Consider the following 18,186-nt stretch of genomic DNA (forward strand, 5'->3'; position numbering starts at 1 on the left):
GGAACGGACCCCGTCCGGAACGGGACGGGACCGGCCCCGGGGCGCCCGGGCGGGCGTCATCCAGGGCGAGGAGAAGCAGCATGTCCACCACCGAGCAGCGCGTCGCCGTCGTGACCGGGGCCGCACGCGGCATCGGCGCCGCCACCGCGGTCAGGCTGGCGGCCGACGGCCGCGCCGTCGCCGTACTGGACCTCGACGAAGCGGCGTGCGAGGAGACCGTGGAGAAGATCGTCGCGGCGGGCGGCCGGGCGCTCGCCGTCGGCTGCGACGTCTCCGACGCCGCCCGGGTGGAGGCCGCCGTCGGCCGGATCGCCGCGGAGCTGGGCCCGCCGGTCGTACTCGTCAACAACGCGGGTGTCCTGCGGGACAATCTGCTCTTCAAAATGTCCGAGTCCGACTGGGACACGGTAATGAACGTGCATCTGAAGGGCGCGTTCCTGATGGCGCGCGCCTGCCAGAAGCACATGGTGGACGCCGGGTTCGGGCGGATCGTCTCGCTCTCCTCCTCCTCGGCGCTCGGCAACCGGGGCCAGGCCAACTACTCGGCCGTGAAGGCGGGGCTCCAGGGGTTCACCAAGACCCTCGCCAAGGAGCTGGGCAAGTTCGGCATCACCGCGAACGCGGTCGCCCCCGGGTTCATCGCGACCGAGATGACCGCGCAGACCGCCGCCCGGGTCGGTATGGGCTTCGAGGACTTCCAGGCGGCCGCGGCGAGTCAGATCCCGGTGCAGCGCGTCGGCCGCCCCGAGGACGTCGCCGGTGCCATCGCCTTCTTCGCCGCCGACGACGCCGGATTCGTCTCCGGTCAGGTGCTGTACGTGGCCGGCGGACCGCTCGACTGACGGGAGACCGGCACATGGTGGCGAACGGGAACGAGAACGGGAACACGCAGGGGAGCGGCGCGGCGGACCCGCCGGCGGCCGACAGCGGACGGGTCGCCCTGGTCACCGGCGCCAGCCGGGGCATCGGGTACGCGGTCGCCGAGGCGCTGGTGGCCCGTGGCGACCGGGTCTGCATCACCGGCCGGGGCGAGGAGGCGCTCCGGGAGGCGGTGGAGCGGCTCGGCCCCGGCCGGGTGATCGCCGTGCCCGGCCGGGCCCATGACGAGCGGCACCGGGCGGCCGCCGTCGACCGCACCATGGAGGTGTTCGGCCGGATCGACTTCCTGGTCAACAACGCGGGCACCAACCCGGTCTACGGACCGCTCGCCGATCTCGACCTGGAGGTCGTGCGCAAGGTCTACGAGACCAATGTGCTCTCCGCCCTCGGCTTCGCGCAGCGGACCTGGCACGCCTGGCAGCGCGAGCACGGCGGCGCGATCGTCAATATCGCCTCCGTCGCCGGGCTGGCCCCCTCGCCCTTCGTCGGCGCCTACGGGATGAGCAAGGCGGCCATGGTCAATCTGACCCTCCAGCTGGCCCACGAGTTCGCCCCCGGGGTCCGGGTGAACGCCATCGCCCCGGCCGTCGTGCGGACCCGGTTCGCCCGGGCGCTGTACGAAGGCCGTGAGGCCGAGGCGGCCGCGGCCTACCCGCTGGGCCGGCTCGGAGTGCCCGGGGACATCGGCGGCGCGGCAGCTTTTCTCACATCTTCGCAATCGGACTGGATCACAGGGCAGACGCTCGTGGTCGACGGAGGTATCTTCCTCACAGCCGGAGTGCATTGAGGTACGCCGCGCCGCGCGGCGCCGACCGATCAAGTGCCCTGCCGGGATCCCGAGCCGACCCGGTGGGGCACTGCGGTAGGGTCTGCCGATCCCGGCCGAAAGAGGAGCGTGCGCACGTGTTCTACCGGAACTCTCTGCGAGGCGCGGGGGCCCTGGCGTCCATCTCCCTGCTGGCGGGATGCGGGCTGTTCTCCGACGCCGAGGCGGACGGGAAGGGGAAGGTCACCGTCGGGACGGTCAGCGAGCCGTCGACTCTCGACCCCGCCGCCGCGTACGACGGCTCCTGGGAGCTCTACCGGAACGTCTTCCAGACTCTGCTGAGCTTTCCGACCGGGAGCACGACGCCCCAGCCCGACGCCGCGAACTGCAAGTTCGCCGATACGGCCAACAGGGTCTACACCTGCGAGCTGCGCAAGGACATGACCTTCTCCAACGGGGAGAAGCTGGACGCCGAGGCCGTCAAGCACACCGTCGACCGGATCCGGAAGATCAACGCGAAGACCGGTCCGCAGGCGCTGCTGGGCTCCCTGGCCTCGGTGGACATCAGCGGCAGCCGGAAGGTGACCTTCCGGCTCAAGTCCTCCGACGCCACGTTCCCGTTCATCCTGGCCACGCCCGCCCTCTCGCTGGTGCCGCCGGGCGAGTACCCCGCGGACAAGCTGCGCGACGACGGGAAGCTCACCGGCTCGGGCCCGTACGTCCTCAAGAAGTACGCCAAGGGGGACCGGGCCGAGCTGGGCCGGAACGGCTCGTACAAGGGGTTCGCCCAGCGCAGGAACGATTCGGTGACCATCCGGTACTTCAAGGACTCGGCCACGATGGTCAAGGCGCTGGAGGACCGGAAGATCGACGTGACCTACCGCGGACTCTCCGCGGCGGAGGTCTCCGTACTCCAGCAGGGACTGCCCCGGCACAAGAGCCTCAGACTGGTGGAGTCGGTCGGCGCGGACATCCGCTACCTGGTCTTCAACGGCGACGACCCGGTGGCCGGGAAGCCCGCCGTACGCCGGGCGATAGCCCAGCTCATCGACCGCGGCAAGCTCGTCCACACGGTCTACCGGGGTACCGCGGAGCCGCTCTACTCGATGGTGCCCAAGGGGATCGCCGGGCACACCACGGAGTTCTTCGACGTCTACGGCGAGCCGGACAAGGAGAAGGCCCGCAAGATCCTGAAGAACGCGGACATCGACGAGCCCGTCGAGCTGGAACTCTGGTACACCACCGACCGCTACGGCGCCGAGACGGAGGCGGAGTTCACCGAGATCAAGCGGCAGCTCGAAGCCTCCGGGCTGTTCCGGGTGACCGTGCGCGGCAAGCCGTGGGCCGAGTTCCAGAAGGGGTACGCCGCCGGGCAGTACCCCGTCTTCGGACGCGGCTGGTTCCCCGACTTCCCCGACCCGGACAACTTCATCGCCCCCTTCGTCGGCGAGCGGAACGCCCTGAACACCCCGTACTTGAGCCCCAGGATCACCGGGACGCTGCTGCCGGAGTCGCGGCGCGAGGTCGACCGGGGCGCGGTCGCCCGCCAGTTCGCCGTGGCGCAGGAGATCATCGCCGCCGACGTCCGGCTGCTGCCGCTCTGGCAGGGCAAGCTCTATGTCGCCACCACGGAGGAGATCGGCGGTGCCGAGCGGGCCCTCGACCCGCAGACGGTGATGCAGCTCTGGGAGCTGTTCCGCAAGGGCAAGTGGTGACGCCCCGGGCCGCCCGGAGCCGCTGATTTCCGGACGGGCGGCCCCGTTGTCAGTGGTCCCCGGTAGGTTCTGTGTCCGGTAACGCAACACATTCCGGAGGTTCTTGACGTGTCCGACACCGACCTGCTGCCCGAGTCCTGGCGCGGCGTTCTCGGCGACGAGCTGCAGAAGCCCTACTTCAAGGAGCTGACCGAGTTCGTCGAGGAGGAGCGGGCCCGGGGGCCGGTCTTTCCGCCGCGCGAGGAGGTCTTCGCCGCCCTGGAGGCCACCCCGTTCGACAAGGTCAAGGTCCTCGTCCTCGGCCAGGACCCCTACCACGGCGAGGGACAGGGCCACGGTCTCTGCTTCTCGGTGCGGCCGGGGGTGAAGATCCCGCCGTCCCTGCGGAACATCTACAAGGAGATGGCGGCGGAGCTGGGCCTGCCCGTCCCGGACAACGGCTATCTGATGCCCTGGGCCGAGCAGGGAGTGCTGCTGCTCAACGCGGTGCTCACGGTCCGGTCCGGGGAAGCCAACTCCCACAAGGGCAAGGGCTGGGAGAAGGTGACGGACGCGGTGATCCGCGCGGTGGCCGAGCGGCCCGACCCGGCGGTCTTCGTCCTCTGGGGGGCCTATGCGCAGAAGAAGCTCCCGCTGATCGACGAGGAGCGCCACGTCGTGGTCAAGGGGGCGCACCCCTCGCCGCTGTCGGCGAAGAAGTTCTTCGGTTCGCATCCGTTCACGCAGATCAACGCGGCGGTCGCGGCACAGGGCCACGAGCCCATCGACTGGCGGATCCCCAACCTCGGCTGACCGGCTGACCGGCTGACCGGCTGGTTGGCCGACCGGTCGGCCGCCCGTCGTGCGGAACCCCGGCCGGGGTCCCGCACGACCGTCGCCGGTGGCGGGCCGGGCCGCCGGGCCCGGCCTGACGCGGATTTCCGCGCCGTGCGGTTACCGTCGCTCCCGGCGGAATCAGCGCCATCGCCGGGGCCGCCGCCCCGGCGCCGCACGGACGCGGGAGGCCGCGGTGACCCAGCAACAGGCTTTCGACGACGCCCTGACGACCCGGATCGGACAGGCCGCCATGCTGCTGCACGGCGGCGACCGGGAGGAGGCGCGGAACCGCTTCTCGGCCCTCTGGTCCGAACTCGGCGCGGGCGGCGAAGCCCTCCACCGCTGTACGCTCGCCCGCTATCTCGCGGACACCCACGACGACCCGGGCGACGCCCTCGCCTGGGATCTGCGGGCCCTGGCGGCCGCCGATACGGCACTGGACGGCCGGGCGGCGCCCGGAGCCGCGCGGGCGCTCCGCGCGCTCTACCCCTCGCTCCATCTCGATCTCGCCGCGGGCTATCTGCGGCTGCACCGCCCGGAACCGGCCCGGCTCCATCTCGGCCGGGCCCGCCGTGCCCTCGACGGCCTCGCCGGGGACGACAGCCATATGCGCCGGATCCGTACCGGCATCGAAGAACTGGCGCGGCGGCTCGACGAGCAGCCCGGCGGGCTCTGACCCCTGCGGACGGGGCGACCGGCGCCGCTTCTCAGCGGCGGGCGGCGTTGCGGCAGATCCTGGCCTGGGCGCTGTTCCGGCTCCAGCCGCCGTACGCCTCGGCCAGTCCGCAGACATCGGGGACGGCTCCCGGCGGCAGCGCGGGTGCCACGGGCCGGTTCCGGGGCCGCTCCGCGCGCTGCCGGGTGCCCTCCCGGACTGCGGCGGGCGGCCGCCGGTGCTCCGTCCGCGGCGGGGGAGCCGCCGGGCGCGCGCTCCGGGACGCGCTCGCGGAGGGCGCCGGGCCGGGCGGGCGGTCCAGCGACTCCAGCGCCGGCTGCCGGACGATCTGCGGATGGACCACCGCGGGCGGCGGCGCGGGGGCGGGCGCCGGGGGCACGGCCTCCGGGGTGCGGTGCGGCGCCACGGTCACACAGCCCGTGGCCGTGAGACCGAGAACGGCGCAGAGCGCCAGCGCGGTCAGGGCGGTGGTGGCGTTCGTCGTTCGCGGCACGCAGCCACTCTGCTGGGCCCGGGGGCGCGTTCGGCGCCGTACGCGCGCACGTTGCTCCGTACGAGTGACGGGCGACGGGCGACGGGCGACGGGCGACGAGTGGCGATGGTTAGTGTGCCGGTCATGTCTGATGATCTCCGAAGCGCCGGTCCGGCCCGCGAGGCCATGGCGAAGAGCGGGCGGTTGGCCGACCCGGGGTGGCTGGTGAACGGCGACCCGGCAAAAGTTCTGGCGGCACTCGACGGGGCCGCCGGGCGGGAGGAGTTGCGGGCGGCTGCCGTATACCGGACATCGGTGCATCTGCACCGCGACGCCGGTGCGGGAGCACGGCGGCAGCTGCTGGCGCTGGACGCGGCCCGTTACGGCGCCCCGGACCTGGCGGCGCGGATCGCATCGGTGCCGGTAGCCGGAGAATCCGCTCCGCGGTGGCGAGTGGAGTGGGCCACCGGCTCCCGGCTCGACCCCCGGCTCCGGAATGTGCTCACCACCCATGGAGAGGTGCAGGGGCTGGCCGCGGCGGTGGTCGACGGGCGGCCCGTCGCCGTTGCCGGAGGTGCGGACGGGACGGTGCGGGTGTGGGACCTGATCGGCGGTCGGCCCGTCGGTGAACCGCTCACCGGACACACCGGCCGGGTGAAGGCGGTGGTGACGGCAGAGATCGACGGTCGCGCCCACGCCGTCACCGGCAGCGACGACACCACGGTACGCATCTGGGATCTGGCTGCCGGCCGACCGGTCGGCGAACCCCTCACGGGTCACACCTGCGCTGTACGTGGGGTGGCAGCTCTGGTGATCGACGACCGCCCGCACATCGTCGGCAAGGGCGGTGACGAGGTGCGGGTGTGGGATCTGACCACAGGTGAGCAGGTGAGCGAAGTTTTTGTGGGCGACTGCGCGGATACGGTGGCGGCGGCGGTGGTCGACGGGCGTCCCGTTGCCGTCACCGGCGGCGGTGAAGACGGAGTGACGCGGATATGGGACCTGTTCACAGGCCGGCAGGTCGGTGAACCCCTTCCGGCCGGTGGGGAGAGCCGGCCGGTGGCAACGGCGGATGTCGAGGGCCGTCCTCATGTCCTGACCGAAGGCGACGGCGTGGTGCGGGTGTGGGACCTGGCCACGCGGCGGGAGATCGGTGAACCCCTGTGGGCTCATGAGGACGAGGTGCGAACGCCGGCGACGGCGGATGCCGGCGGGTGCCCGGTCGCCGTCGTCGGGAGGACCGGTACCGGAAACGACTGGACGGTACGGGTGTGGGATCTCGTCACCGGTGAACAGGCCGGCCCGCCCCTCACCGGCTGGGGTGACGGCCTGCGGGAGGTGGTTGCCGTCGCGATCGACGGACACCTCCACGTCCTCACGAGCCACGACGAGGGGGTGATACGCCTCTGGGGCACGGCTGCCGCCGAGCAGGTCGGCGAGCCTCTCGCCGGTCATGACGGCCTGGTGTCGGCGGTGGCGACGGCGGTGGTGGACGGTCGTCCGGTTGCGGTCACGGGCGGCTGGGACGGGGCGGTACGGGTCTGGGACCTGGTCGGCGGACAGTCCGTCGGCGAGCCTCTCGCCGGTCACGACGGCCTGGTGTCGGCGGTGGCGACGGCAGTGGTGGACGGTCGTCCGGTTGCGGTCACCGGTGGCTGGGACGGGGCGGTACGGGTCTGGGACCTGGCCGGCGGACAGCCCGTCGGCGAACCCTTCGCCGGCCACAACGGCCCGGTCCTGGCGGTGGCGACGGCAGTGCTGGACGGCCGTCGGGTTGTCGTCGTCGGCAGCGATTTCCGAAGCGTCCGGGTGTGGGACCCGGCTGCCTGCCGTCCCGCGGGCGAGTACTTCTCCACCGACCACATCCGCGGCGATATCGAGACGCTCGCGACCGCGGTGGTGGACGGCCGCCCCCTTGTTCTCACCGGGGGTGACGACACGAGCGTGCATCTGTGGAACCCCGACGACGGCCGGGAGCGGGGTGACCCGCTCGTCGGCCACACCGACACGGTGCGCGCGGTGGCGACCGCGGTGGTGGACGGCCGCCCCCTCGCCGCCACCGGCAGCAGCGACAAGACGCTACGGGTATGGGACCTGACCACCCGCCGGCCCATCGGCGAACCCCTGACCGGCCACACAGGCTGGGTGACAACGGTGGCGACGGGAGTGGTGGACGGCCGTCCGGTTTTCGTCAGCGGCAGTGACGACGGAAGCGTGCGGGTACGGGATCCCCTCACCGGTCGGCAAACCGCACCGGAGCTGCTGTTTCCCGCGCAGGTGAACAGTGTGGCCGTCACGTCGGAGGGGCAGTTGGTGGTGGGATTCGGCTCGGATGTGGCGGTGCTGACTTACTGCTGACCGTTGCCCGCCCCCCGCCTGCCGGTATGCCGGGGGCCACCGCACGGCCACCCGGGTGGTGAGGGCCCGGCCGTCAGGGGCCGGCCGGTGCCTCCGGCGCCGGGTCCCGGGGGGAGAGCATGCCGTACAGCAGCTCCGCGAAGCCGGTGCGGAGGTCCTGGAGGCCCGGGATCGCATCGTGATACGAGCCCGCCGCGCAGGTGAACATGAGTCCGTCCGCCCAGGCGATCAGCGAGAGCGCGTGGCGTTCCGGCGCCGGGGACCCGGCCGCGGCCATCAGGGCGATCAACGGGTCGCGCATCCTGGCCCCCGCCGCGTCGTAGACGGCGCGCAGTTCCGGGCGCCGGGTGGCCTCCAGCGCGATCTCGTAGCGGGCCACCACCAGCGGGCGGTGCCGGGTCAGATGGCGGTGCAGGGCGTGTGCCAGGGCATCGGTGAACGCCGGGAGCCCACCGCCGGGACCGGGGAGCCCGGACATCCCGAGGACCGCTGCCTCCCGCTCCGCCAGCCGTCGTACGGCCAGTTCCAGCAGGGCGAGCCGGGTGCGGGCGCCGTTGGAGGTGGAGCCCTGGGGGAGTCCCGCCAGCTCGTCCACGGCCCGGTGGGTGAGCCCCCGCATCCCGCGCTCGGCCAGCAGCCGCAGGGCGGTGTCCGCGATCAGTACGGCTCGGGTCGCCGCGGGGGTCTCCGCAGGTCCGGGCCCTGCCGGTCGGGCGGTGAGCGGTCGGGTCATGGGAACCAGCCTACCGTCCGCACTACATCTGTAGTAGCGTCGGCACGGTCCACTACAGGTGTAGTTGAGCCTGTGGTGCGACAGCGACGCCCGTACCCCTTCCGCCGAGGCGGAGGGCCGACGAGGAGGTCCCATGACGAAACAGCGTGCCGTCGTGATCGGCGGCGGAATCGGCGGGCTGACCGCGGCCGTCGCCCTCCACCGGAACGGTATGAAGGTCACCGTCCTGGAGCGGGCGCCCGCCCTGGAACCGGTCGGCGCCGGTATCGCCCTCGCCCCCAACGCCCAGCGCGCCCTCGACACCGTCGGCCTGGGCGACGAGATCCGCGCCCTCGCCGCCTGGCAGGGCGACGGCGGACTGCGCAACCCGCGCGGACGCTGGCTCACCCGGATGAACAGCGAAGCCCTGGCCGCCCGCTTCGGCGGACCGGTGGTGCTGCTGCACCGCGCCACCCTGATCGACCGGCTGCTGAGCCGCCTCCCGGACGGAACCGTCCGCACCGGCAGCCCGGCCCGGCTCACCGACCCCGGAGCGGCTGCCGGACACCCCGCCCGCGTCGCCGCCCCCGACGGCGAGCTGGAGGCCGAACTCGTCGTCGGCGCCGACGGTATCCACTCCGCCGTCCGCCGGGCCCTCTTCCCGGACCATCCGGGCCCCCGCTACTCCGGCCTCACCACCTGGCGCCTCGTCGTCTCCGGCGTCGACGGCTTCCACCCCCACGAGACCTGGGGCCCCGGCCGGATCTGGGGCAGCCATCTCCTCAAGGACGGGCGGGCCTACGCCTACGCGGCGGCCGTGGCCCCCGAGGGGCAGCGCTCGGGCGACGAACGGGCCCATCTGCTCCGGCAGTACGGCGACTGGCACGACCCGGTCCCGCGGCTCATCGCCGCCGCCCGCCCGGAGGACGTCCTCCGCCACGACGTGCACCAGATGACCGACCCGCTGCCCGCCTTCCACCGCGGCCGCACCGTCCTCCTCGGCGACGCGGCCCACGCCATGGCGCCCTCCCTCGGACAGGGCGGCAACCAGGCCGTGGAGGACGCCGTCGTCCTCGCCCACCACTGCGCGGCCGGCGACCCGGGCACCGGGCTCCCCGCGTACACCGCCGACCGGCTGCCCCGCACGACCCGTATCGTCCGCCGCGCGGCCCGGGTGTTCCGCCTGCACTCCGTCGCCGCGCGCCCGGCCGTCGCCCTCCGGGACGGCGCGATGGCCCTGACCGCCCTGCTCGGCCCCGGAGCCGCCGTACGGGCCTTCGACGGCATCGCCGACTGGCACCCGCCGGGCCGCACGTATGCTGAACCAGCCCCGGAACGGGGCTGACCACGACGGCACCAGGAGGCTCAGTGAAGGTCGGCTGCATCGGGCTCGGCGATATCGCGCAGAAGGCGTACCTTCCGGTGCTGGGCGCTCTGCCGGGCGTCGAACTGCACCTGTCGACCCGCAGCCCCGACACCCTCGCCCGGGTCGGCGACATCTACCGCGTCCCGGACCGGGCCCGCCACGGCGACCTCGGCTCCCTCCTTGCCGCGGGCCTCGACGCGGCGTTCGTCCACGCCCCGACCGCGGCCCACCCGGAGATCGTCACCGCCCTGCTGGAGGCCGGGGTCCCCACCTACGTCGACAAGCCGCTGGCGTACGAACTCGGCGAGTCCCGGCGGCTGGTGGAGCTGGCCGAGGCCCGCGGCACCTCCCTCACCGTCGGCTTCAACCGCCGGCTCGCGCCCGGCTACGCCCAGTGCCTGGAGCACCCGCGCGAGCTGATCCTGATGCAGAAGAACCGCGTCGGCCTCCCCGAGGACCCGCGCACCTTCGTCTTCGACGACTTCATTCACGTCGTCGACACCCTGCGCTTCCTGGTCCCCGGCACCGTCACCCACACCGATGTCCGGGCCCGGCTGGTGGACGGGCTGCTGCACCATGTCGTCCTCCAGCTCTCCGGCGACGGCTTCACCGCCATCGGCACCATGAACCATCTGAGCGGCTCCACCGAGGAGATCCTGGAGGTCGCCGGCCAGGACACCAAGCGCGAGGTCCGCAATCTCGCCGAGGTGATCGACCACAAGGGGCAGCCCAGCGTGCGGCGCCGCGGCGACTGGGTGCCCGTCGCCCGCCAGCGCGGACTGGAGCAGGCGGTCCTGGGCTTCCTCGACGCGGTCCGCGCGGGCAAGGTGCTCAGCGCCGGGGACGCCCTGCGGACCCACGAACTGTGCGAACACGTGGTCCTCCGGGCCCTCGAACAGAACGGCTGAACCGCCGGGCACCCGCCGCGCCCGCCGCCACGGCGAGGACCCCGGCTGCCGCGTACACCGCCCAGTCGCCGTACCGGACGAACGGCGTCGTGCCCGTCGCCAGGGGAACCTCGTAGACGACGGCCGTACTGCTGCTCCGGGGCAGCCACGGGCCCGACCGGGAGCCGTCCGGGCCGTACGCGGCGCTGATGCCCGTCAGCGTCGCGTGCACCACCGGCCTGCCGGTCTCGGCCGCCCGCAGCGCGGCCAGCGACGCGTGCTGCGCCGGGGCCCAGCTGTCCTGGAACGTCGAGGTCGACGACTGGGCGGCGAGCACCTGCGCGCCGCGCCGGACCAGGGTGCGGCTCATATCGGGGAACGCCGTCTCGAAGCAGATCAGCGGCCCGACGCGCAGCCGCCCGGCCCCGTCCGTCCCGGGCGGGAGGACCATCACCACCGGATGCGTCCCCCGCAGCCGGTCGGTGCGGGCCGCCCGCCCCACCGAGGTCGCCCAGCCCAGCAGGGAGCGGAAGGGGACGTACTCCCCGAAGGGCACCAGCCGCATCTTGTCGTACCGCTGCCCGGTCAGTCCGCCGGGTCCCACCAGCACCGCGCTCTTCAGGATCCCGCCCGCGCCGGGACGCCGGGCGTCCGTGTTGACCAGCAGATCGGCACCGGTCCCGCGGGACAGCGCGGCCAGCCGGGCCACCGTTCCGGGGTGCGCGTACAGGTCCTCGCCGACACTGCTCTCGCCCCACACCACCAGATCGGGCCGGCGCCCGGCCAGTTCACGGGTGAGCCCTTCCTCCCGGGCGAGCCGCGCCGCGGCATCGTCGATCACCCCCGGCTGGACCACCGCGATCCGCGCCCGGCCCGCGGGGTGCGGGCGCGGGGCCCAGGCCACCAGGGCCGCGGTGACCAGGGCCCCGAGCGTTACGGCTGCGGCGGTCGCCCGCCGGGCCCGGGGCACGGTGATCAGTACGACGACCGCCGTGTTCACCGCCACGACCAGCAGGCTCACCAGCCATACGCCGCCGGCCGACGCCAGCCGCAGCACGGGCGGCACCTGCCACTGGGAGGCACCCAGCAGCCCCCAGGGCCCGCCCAGCCACTGCCAGGAGCGCACCAGTTCGATCAGCAGCCAGCCCGACGGGATCACGGCGACGGCGGCCACCGCCCGCGCCACGGACGGCCCGGCGGGCGGCCCGGTAGTGGGCCCGGTAGTGGACCCGCGGGCCGGGACGGGAGACGGCGCGGCGGCGGGCCGCGCGGCGGGGGACGGAGGGGTGGCCGGGGTGGCGGACCCGGGCGGCGGCCCGGCCGCGGGGGCAGGGGGCGGCTCGCCGTCCCGGTCCCCGGCGGTCGCGCGCGGCGGGCCGCCGAGCATCCGGTGCACCAGTACGCCCCAGGGCGCCCACAACAGCCCCAGCAGCGCTGCCAGCGGCACGATGAACACGGTCAGGTTCGGGACCAGCCAGCTGTGCACCGCCAGCAGGAAACCCGTACCGCCGAGCCAGCCCTCGAACGCGGCCCGGCGCCCGCCCGGCGCCGACCGCAACAGCAGCAGCCACGGAACCAGCGCTCCGTAGGCCCACCACCACCAGGAGGGCGCGGGGAAGGCGAACACCGGCAGCCCGCCCGCGACGAGTGCCCCGGCGGCACGCCGGCGGCCGGCCGGAATCCGCATGCGGGAGCCTCCTCACCACCGCCGGACCGGGCGGCGCCCGGGTGCCCCCAGTCTGGCCCGGGACCCCGCGCGGCGCCTGCCCGGCGGCCCGGGCGGACTCGGAGCGTTCGGACCGCTCAGAGCGGCCCGCGCCGCCACCGCTCCGCCACGACCACCCCGCTCAGCCGCCAGCCCGCACCGGTACGGGTAAGGGTGAACGTGTACCGGCCGCCGCACACCAGGTCGCTCTCCGGGCCCAGCCGCATCGGGGAGACGTAGTCCGCCCGCACCTCGGCCCGGTCACCCGGATAGCCGCCCAGATCCTCGATGCTCACCCGGCGGTTGACGATCAGGTGCTGCCGTACGGAGAACGGGGCCATCGCCTCCGCCAGCCAGTCGGCGACCTCGGACACCGGGCCCTCGACACCGCCCGCCGAGCGGTAGTCGGCCCGGCCGTCCCCGGTGAACAGGGCACGGTAGGCGGCCCAGTCGCCGTCGTCCACGGCCACCGCGTACGCCGTGACCAGGTCGTCGACGGCCAGCCGGTCCATCACGGTCGAAAGATCCACACGCTGCGTCATCGGCTCAGTCTCCGGCAGCTTGCCGCCGGGGCCAAGACCCGTGCCGGTCCGTCAGCGCGTCCCGGCACGCGAACGGCGCAGTGGAGCGGTCGCCCGGAGCACCACGAACTTCGGATGACCCGCCACCACCTCGCAGTTGCCGAAAACCCGGCGCAGGGCGGTGTGATAGCCCAGATGGCGGTTGCCGACCACCCACAGCTCGCCGCCGGGCCGCAGGACCCGCCGGGCGCCGGAGAACATCCGGCGGGCGGTGGTGTCCGTGGTCGCCCGGTGCGAGTGGAAGGGCGGATTGCAGAGCACCAGGTCCGCCGAGGCGTCCGGCAGGCCGGAGAGCCCGTCGCCGACGGTGAACACGGCCCGGTCCGCTCCCCCGGGGACGTTGTCGCGGTACGTGGCCTCGGCCGAGGCCACGGCGGAGAAGGACTCGTCGACGAAGGTCACCGACGCCTCGGGCCCGGCCAGCGCCGCGGCCGTACCGACCACGCCGTTTCCGCAGCCCAGGTCGACCACCCGGACCGCACCCCGCGGCACCGGCAGCTCGCCCAGGAAGAACCGGGTGCCGATGTCGAGCCGGTCGGCGCAGAAGACCCCGGCATGGTTCGTCACCGTACGGCCCGACAGCACGCCGATGCCGTCCGGCAGCGCGTACCGCAGCGGCCAGGGCCCGGCCTCCCGGGGCAGCGCGGGATCCGGCGTACAGAAGATCAGCCGCGCCTTGCGCACCGCGAGGGACGTCCGGGTCGGCCCGATGATCCGCTCGAACAGCTTCAGCGTGGAGGTGTGGATCTCCCCGACCATGCCGGTACCGACGACCACCGTGCCCGGATGGACCGCGGGCGCCAGCCGGTGCAGCTGGTCCTCCAGCAGCGCCAGGCTCTTGGGCACCCGCACCAGCAGTACGTCGATGCGCTCCGGCGGGGTGTCCCGCACACTGCGCAGCACGGCCGCGGACGGGTCCGCTCCGGCGCGGGCCAGATTGGCCTCGGTCGCCCGCTGCCCCAGATACGAATCGGTGATCTGGACCGGCCGGTGCGCGGCCAGCGAGGTGGTCAGGGCGCCCCACCGGTCACCCAGGACGACCAGGGTCCCCGAGAGGTCCGTGCCCTCCTCGGCGAGGTGCCGCAGCAGATACTCGTCGGCGGCGTCCCAGGCCCGCAGGGGGTCGCGCGGATCCTCGGGGAAGCGGGTGAGGGCGAGATCCCCCCACGGTGTGGTCAGACGGTTCATCGTGCCGACCAGGCTAGGCCATGTCCGCGGACGGCCCGGCCGGCCCGCGGGGGCGGCGGCCCGGCGCTCAGGCGGCGCGCTCGATGTGCTCCAGCGTCGTGGCCCACTTCAGAACCAGCGCCTCGTACTCCCCGCGCCGCTCCTCGGGCAGCCGCCCGTCGGCCCACAGCTCCCGGATACGGGCGTTGAGCTCGGCGGCGGACTGCACGGATGCCGAGGGCGCGACGGCCTCGGACTCGTGTTGAAGGGGCGACATGGCTCCAGATTACGGCCTGTGGAGCCGACGTGAACCCCTGGTGCACGCCCGGAGCGGCGCCTTGGCCGAGTTCAGTGCTTCCAAAGCGCCCCGGGTGTCCGGTTTGAACTGGGCGAACACCGGGTAGAGCGGCACGGTTGCCTTCCGGAGGTGACCGGATGCCGTGACGAATGTCATCGCATCCGGACCCCCTTCACGGCCGCTGGCCGAGCCCGCCGGTGGAGGGCCGGTGACGGTCCACCGCGGCTACCGCTCGCTCCGGCTGCCGCGGGAGAAGGCCCCGGCGGCCGGCGGCCAAGTGGGTCGTCAGTGGGCGGACTCGCCCGCGTCGGGGCTGAGGACGCCCGCTCCGACCAGGGCGAAGATCAGGATGCCCAGCAGGATCCGGTAGATCACAAAGGGCATGAAGCTCTTGGTGGTAATGAACTTCATGAACCAGGCGATGACCGCGTATCCGACGCAGAACGCGACCACGGTGGCGAAGATCGTGGGGCCCCAGGAGACATGGCCCTCGCCCGCGTCCTTCAACTCGTACGCGCCGGAGGCCAGGACGGCCGGGATGGCGAGGAGGAAGGAGTAACGGGCCGCCGCCTCGCGGGTGTAGCCCATCAGCAGGCCGCCGCTGATCGTGGCGCCCGAGCGGGAGACGCCGGGGATCAGGGCCATCGCCTGGCAGAAGCCGTAGATCAGGCCGTCCCGGACGCTCAACTCCTTGAGTGTTTTGCGCTGTTTGACGGCCCGGTGCCTGCCGCCCGTCTCGTCGCGGGCCGCGAGGCGGTCGGCGACGCCGAGGACGACGCCCATCACGATCAGGGTCGTCGCGATCAGCCGCAGATCGCGGAAGGGGCCTTCGATCTGGTCCTTCAGGGTGATGCCGAGAACCCCGATGGGGATCGAACCGATGATCACCAGCCAGCCCATCCGGGCGTCGTGGTCGGCACGCATCGCCTTGTCCGTCAGAGAACGGAACCAGGCGGAGACGATTCTGGAGATGTCCTCGCGGAAGTAGATCAGTACCGCGGTCTCGGTGCCGATCTGGGTGATCGCGGTGAAGGCCGCCCCCGGGTCCTCCCAGCCGGCGAAGGCGGCCGTGAGCCGCAGATGGGCGCTGGACGAGATGGGCAGGAACTCGGTCAGGCCCTGCACGAGTCCGAGGATCAGGGATTCAAACCACGACATGTAGAAGTACGCCACCCAAGGGAGAGTCCGCGATCCGGCGGCCCCGGAGCGTACCGGGGCGCACGGTGTCCGTTTCCTGCGCCGATGGGCAGGAAGAGTACCCTCCCGCAGCGAGATGTACGGCCATGCGCCCTAAGGGGTGAACGTCCGGTTAATTCCCGCGCAACCGATGGCGCTTGCGCCAGGCGACGACGCTCGCGACCACTCCGGTGACCACGATGAACCCGGTGGAGATCAGAAACGCGGGCGAGGTCGGGGAACTCGCCCGGCTGCCCGCGATCACGTACGCCGCCGTGTTGGGGATCGAACCGATGGCGGTCGCCAGCAGAAATGGCGTATAGCCCATCCGGGAGACCGCGGCACAGTAGTTGGCCGCGGCGAACGGCACCCCCGGGAACAGCCGGACCGCCAGCATCGAACGGAAGCCGTGCGCGCTGAACTGGTGGTCCGCCGCCTTCAGCCAGCGGCCCCGCAGCAGCGGGCGGAGCGCCTCCTGCCCCAGGAACCGGCCCAGGGTGAAGGCGAGGCCCGCGCCGAGCACGGTCCCCGCGACCGCCGCGACCAGGCCGGCCTGGGAGCCGAAGAGCGCCCCCGCGGCCAGGTTCAGCAGCGGCCGCGGCACGAAGGCCGCCGTGCACGCGCCGTACGCCGCGGCGAAGAGGACGACCGCCACCGGGCCGGTCAGCTGGAACGGCGGCCATCCGTCGGCCAGCGCCCGCTGCGGCTCGTACAGCAGCACCAGCGCGCCCGCCGACACGAGCAGCAGCGCCAGCAGCGACAGCTTCGACCACGGGGAGAGGAGAGCCCTGCCGCAGCGGACGGCGAGGCCGGCGGCGGGCCGGGGGCCCGCGACGGGCCCGGGCGCGGGTTCGAACATCCGGGGAGCGTAACCGACGCGGGCCGCCGGGCGCCGTAACGGGGACCTCATCGCCCGCTGGGAACCGCGGCGGGCACGGACGCGTCAGGGGCCGCCCCGCGTCTTTCCGCATGCCCCGGCGGCCTTCCGGCGGGCGGCCACCGGGGAAGCCGGGGCCCGAGCTGCGGCCCGGGTAGCCGAAGGAGCGCGGCGCAGCCGTGGGCAGGGCCGCGGGAGCAGTACCGCGGGCGCCCCCGGGGTCACAGCCGGGGGGAAATCCGGTCGACCGGCGGGGGCCGGTCCGCCATGATCGAACCATGTTCCGGCCCGCCGCTCCCGCAGATTGCCGCCCCCTCGCGGCCGCGGTGAGGGCTGCCGTGATCCTCGCCGCCGACGGCGCCCGAAGCTGACCCTTCCCGGATCGTCCGGTGGGACCCCGAAGGGGGAGGGTCGGCAGACCCCCGGGGTCCCGTTCGCACCACTCCCTCCCGAGCTTCGAGGACGATCACACATGGCCAAGACCGCCTACGTACGGACCAAGCCGCACCTCAACATCGGCACCATGGGTCACGTCGACCACGGCAAGACCACGCTCACCGCCGCCATCACCAAGGTCCTGAGCGACCGGGGCACCGGCAGCGGCTACGTTCCCTTCGACCGGATCGACAAGGCGCCCGAGGAAGTGGCGCGGGGCATCACCATCAACATCGCGCACGTCGAGTACGAGACCGGGACCCGGCACTACGCGCACGTCGACATGCCGGGCCACGCCGACTACGTGAAGAACATGATCACCGGCGCGGCCCAGCTGGACGGGGCGATCCTGGTCGTCTCCGCCCTCGACGGGGTGATGCCGCAGACCGCCGAGCACGTCCTCCTCGCGCGCCAGGTCGGCGTCGACCACATCGTCACCGCGCTCACCATGGCCGAGGCGAGCGACGACGAGCTGACGGACCTGGTGGAACTGGAGGTCCGCGAGCTGCTGACCCGGCACGGCTACGGCGGCGACACCGCGCCCGTCGTCCGGGTCTCCGGACTCCGGGCCCTGGCGGGCGACCCCCGCTGGACGGGGTCCGTCGAAGCGCTGCTGGACGCCGTCGACACCTATGTGCCGCTGCCGGTCCGCTACACCGACGCGCCGTTCCTGCTGCCGGTGGAGAACGTCCTCACCATCACCGGCCGCGGCACGGTGGTGACCGGCGCCGTCGAACGCGGCACCGTACGCCCCGGCGACCGGGTCGAGGTGCTGGGCGCGGGCGCCGAGACCGTCGTCACCGGCCTGGAGACCTTCGGCAGGCCGATGGAGTACGCCGAGGCCGGGGACAGTGTCGCGCTGCTGCTGCGGGGCCTCCACCGCGACGCGGTCCGCCGCGGCCATGTCGTGGTCGCCCCCGGCAGCACCGCCACGGGCAGCCGTTTCACCGCACGGGTGCATCTGCTCACCGGACGCGAGGGCGGCCGTACGACGCCGGTCGCCACCGGCTACCGGCCGCAGTTCCACCTCCGGACCGCGGATGTCGTCGGACTCGTCGACCTCGGCGAGCAGGGCGTCGCCCGCCCCGGGGAGACGGTCACCATGACCGTCGAACTCGGCCGTGACGTCCCCCTGGAGGCGGGCCTCGGCTTCGCGATCCGCGAGGGCGGCCGCACGGTCGGCGCGGGCACGGTGACAACACCGCTCTGACCGCGGGACCGTGCGATCCGCGAGGGCGGGGGCGGGGACGGCGCCCGGGCCGCGGCGGTACCCGACGGGGTGCCGCCGCCGCTCCGGGCG

General features: G+C 73.4%; 17 protein-coding genes. 9 read left to right on the forward strand and 8 right to left on the reverse strand.

Going from position 1 to position 18,186, the window contains the following annotated elements; genetic code table 11:
• Window positions 1-80: 80 nt before the first annotated feature.
• The 5 genes from fabG (at window position 81) to ACWDR0_RS21950 (ending at window position 4,852) form a co-directional block, all read left to right on the forward strand.
• Window positions 81-842 (forward strand): 3-oxoacyl-ACP reductase FabG, encoded by a 762-nt coding sequence (fabG, locus tag ACWDR0_RS21930; protein ID WP_456353407.1) that lies wholly within the window; start codon window positions 81-83, stop codon window positions 840-842.
• Window positions 843-856: 14 nt separating this feature from the next.
• On the forward strand, window positions 857-1,666 hold the full coding sequence (locus ACWDR0_RS21935) for an SDR family oxidoreductase (protein ID WP_456353408.1): 810 nt from the start codon (window positions 857-859) through the stop codon (window positions 1,664-1,666).
• A 116-nt stretch (window positions 1,667-1,782) separates the two neighbouring features.
• Window positions 1,783-3,360: an ABC transporter substrate-binding protein gene (locus ACWDR0_RS21940; protein ID WP_456353409.1), complete on the forward strand. Its 1,578-nt coding sequence runs from the start codon at window positions 1,783-1,785 to the stop codon at window positions 3,358-3,360.
• A 108-nt stretch (window positions 3,361-3,468) separates the two neighbouring features.
• Entirely contained in the window at window positions 3,469-4,152 is a 684-nt protein-coding gene (gene ung / locus ACWDR0_RS21945) for a uracil-DNA glycosylase (RefSeq protein WP_456353410.1), read from the forward strand.
• A gap of 217 nt (window positions 4,153-4,369) precedes the next feature.
• Window positions 4,370-4,852 (forward strand): hypothetical protein, encoded by a 483-nt coding sequence (locus ACWDR0_RS21950; protein WP_456353411.1) that lies wholly within the window; start codon window positions 4,370-4,372, stop codon window positions 4,850-4,852.
• Between the two features lie 31 nt (window positions 4,853-4,883).
• Here the strand turns inward: ACWDR0_RS21950 and ACWDR0_RS21955 are convergent, their stop codons facing one another.
• The gene (locus tag ACWDR0_RS21955) at window positions 4,884-5,345 is read right to left on the reverse strand and encodes a hypothetical protein (RefSeq protein WP_456353412.1); all 462 of its coding nucleotides are present in this window, start codon (window positions 5,343-5,345) and stop codon (window positions 4,884-4,886) included.
• Between the two features lie 123 nt (window positions 5,346-5,468).
• On the opposite strand from ACWDR0_RS21955, the gene ACWDR0_RS21960 reads away from it, so the two are divergent.
• A complete protein-coding gene (locus tag ACWDR0_RS21960; protein WP_456353413.1) occupies window positions 5,469-7,682 on the forward strand; it encodes a WD40 repeat domain-containing protein in 2,214 nt (737 codons plus the stop codon).
• A gap of 73 nt (window positions 7,683-7,755) precedes the next feature.
• On the opposite strand, the gene ACWDR0_RS21965 is transcribed toward ACWDR0_RS21960, so the two are convergent.
• Complete coding sequence (locus ACWDR0_RS21965; RefSeq protein WP_456353414.1) at window positions 7,756-8,415, reverse strand: TetR/AcrR family transcriptional regulator; 660 nt, start codon at window positions 8,413-8,415, stop codon at window positions 7,756-7,758.
• 133 nt (window positions 8,416-8,548) lie between these two features.
• On the opposite strand from ACWDR0_RS21965, the gene ACWDR0_RS21970 reads away from it, so the two are divergent.
• Together ACWDR0_RS21970 and ACWDR0_RS21975 are read left to right on the forward strand one after the other, a co-directional pair.
• Window positions 8,549-9,739 carry an FAD-dependent monooxygenase gene (locus ACWDR0_RS21970; RefSeq protein ID WP_456353415.1) on the forward strand — a complete coding sequence of 397 codons (1,191 nt, stop codon included), beginning with the start codon at window positions 8,549-8,551 and terminating at the stop codon, window positions 9,737-9,739.
• A 23-nt stretch (window positions 9,740-9,762) separates the two neighbouring features.
• The gene (locus tag ACWDR0_RS21975; RefSeq protein ID WP_456353416.1) at window positions 9,763-10,668 is read left to right on the forward strand and encodes a Gfo/Idh/MocA family protein; all 906 of its coding nucleotides are present in this window, start codon (window positions 9,763-9,765) and stop codon (window positions 10,666-10,668) included.
• On the opposite strand, the gene lnt is transcribed toward ACWDR0_RS21975, so the two are convergent.
• The 6 genes from lnt to ACWDR0_RS22005 form a co-directional block, all read right to left on the reverse strand.
• On the reverse strand, window positions 10,592-12,334 hold the full coding sequence (lnt, locus tag ACWDR0_RS21980; protein WP_456353417.1) for an apolipoprotein N-acyltransferase: 1,743 nt from the start codon (window positions 12,332-12,334) through the stop codon (window positions 10,592-10,594). The genes ACWDR0_RS21975 and lnt overlap by 77 nt on opposite strands.
• A 116-nt stretch (window positions 12,335-12,450) precedes the next feature.
• The gene (locus tag ACWDR0_RS21985) at window positions 12,451-12,894 is read right to left on the reverse strand and encodes a nuclear transport factor 2 family protein (protein ID WP_456353418.1); all 444 of its coding nucleotides are present in this window, start codon (window positions 12,892-12,894) and stop codon (window positions 12,451-12,453) included.
• Window positions 12,895-12,945: 51 nt separating this feature from the next.
• Complete coding sequence (locus tag ACWDR0_RS21990; protein ID WP_456353419.1) at window positions 12,946-14,121, reverse strand: methyltransferase; 1,176 nt, start codon at window positions 14,119-14,121, stop codon at window positions 12,946-12,948.
• Between the two features lie 67 nt (window positions 14,122-14,188).
• Window positions 14,189-14,377, reverse strand: a complete 189-nt coding sequence (locus ACWDR0_RS21995) for a hypothetical protein (RefSeq protein ID WP_456353420.1) — start codon at window positions 14,375-14,377, stop codon at window positions 14,189-14,191.
• Between the two features lie 306 nt (window positions 14,378-14,683).
• Window positions 14,684-15,556 carry an undecaprenyl-diphosphate phosphatase gene (locus ACWDR0_RS22000; protein ID WP_456353435.1) on the reverse strand — a complete coding sequence of 291 codons (873 nt, stop codon included), beginning with the start codon at window positions 15,554-15,556 and terminating at the stop codon, window positions 14,684-14,686.
• 151 nt (window positions 15,557-15,707) lie between these two features.
• The gene (locus tag ACWDR0_RS22005) at window positions 15,708-16,433 is read right to left on the reverse strand and encodes a TVP38/TMEM64 family protein (RefSeq protein WP_456353421.1); all 726 of its coding nucleotides are present in this window, start codon (window positions 16,431-16,433) and stop codon (window positions 15,708-15,710) included.
• A 490-nt stretch (window positions 16,434-16,923) separates the two neighbouring features.
• Between ACWDR0_RS22005 and ACWDR0_RS22010 the strand changes: the two genes are divergently transcribed.
• Window positions 16,924-18,096 (forward strand): elongation factor Tu, encoded by a 1,173-nt coding sequence (locus ACWDR0_RS22010; RefSeq protein WP_456353422.1) that lies wholly within the window; start codon window positions 16,924-16,926, stop codon window positions 18,094-18,096.
• Window positions 18,097-18,186: the final 90 nt, after the last annotated feature.

Source organism: Streptomyces sp. NPDC003691 (genome assembly GCF_053981115.1).

Coding starts and splice junctions, on each gene's coding strand:
- fabG (WP_456353407.1), top strand. CDS start 81: ATGTCCACCACCGAGCAGCGCGTCGCCGTCGTGACCGGGGCCGCACGC.
- ACWDR0_RS21935 (WP_456353408.1), top strand. CDS start 857: ATGGTGGCGAACGGGAACGAGAACGGGAACACGCAGGGGAGCGGCGCG.
- ACWDR0_RS21960 (WP_456353413.1), top strand. CDS start 5,469: ATGTCTGATGATCTCCGAAGCGCCGGTCCGGCCCGCGAGGCCATGGCG.
- ACWDR0_RS21965 (WP_456353414.1), bottom strand. CDS start 8,415: ATGACCCGACCGCTCACCGCCCGACCGGCAGGGCCCGGACCTGCGGAG.
- ACWDR0_RS21970 (WP_456353415.1), top strand. CDS start 8,549: ATGACGAAACAGCGTGCCGTCGTGATCGGCGGCGGAATCGGCGGGCTG.
- lnt (WP_456353417.1), bottom strand. CDS start 12,334: ATGCGGATTCCGGCCGGCCGCCGGCGTGCCGCCGGGGCACTCGTCGCG.
- ACWDR0_RS21985 (WP_456353418.1), bottom strand. CDS start 12,894: ATGACGCAGCGTGTGGATCTTTCGACCGTGATGGACCGGCTGGCCGTC.
- ACWDR0_RS21990 (WP_456353419.1), bottom strand. CDS start 14,121: ATGAACCGTCTGACCACACCGTGGGGGGATCTCGCCCTCACCCGCTTC.
- ACWDR0_RS21995 (WP_456353420.1), bottom strand. CDS start 14,377: ATGTCGCCCCTTCAACACGAGTCCGAGGCCGTCGCGCCCTCGGCATCC.
- ACWDR0_RS22000 (WP_456353435.1), bottom strand. CDS start 15,556: ATGTCGTGGTTTGAATCCCTGATCCTCGGACTCGTGCAGGGCCTGACC.
- ACWDR0_RS22005 (WP_456353421.1), bottom strand. CDS start 16,433: ATGTTCGAACCCGCGCCCGGGCCCGTCGCGGGCCCCCGGCCCGCCGCC.
- ACWDR0_RS22010 (WP_456353422.1), top strand. CDS start 16,924: ATGGCCAAGACCGCCTACGTACGGACCAAGCCGCACCTCAACATCGGC.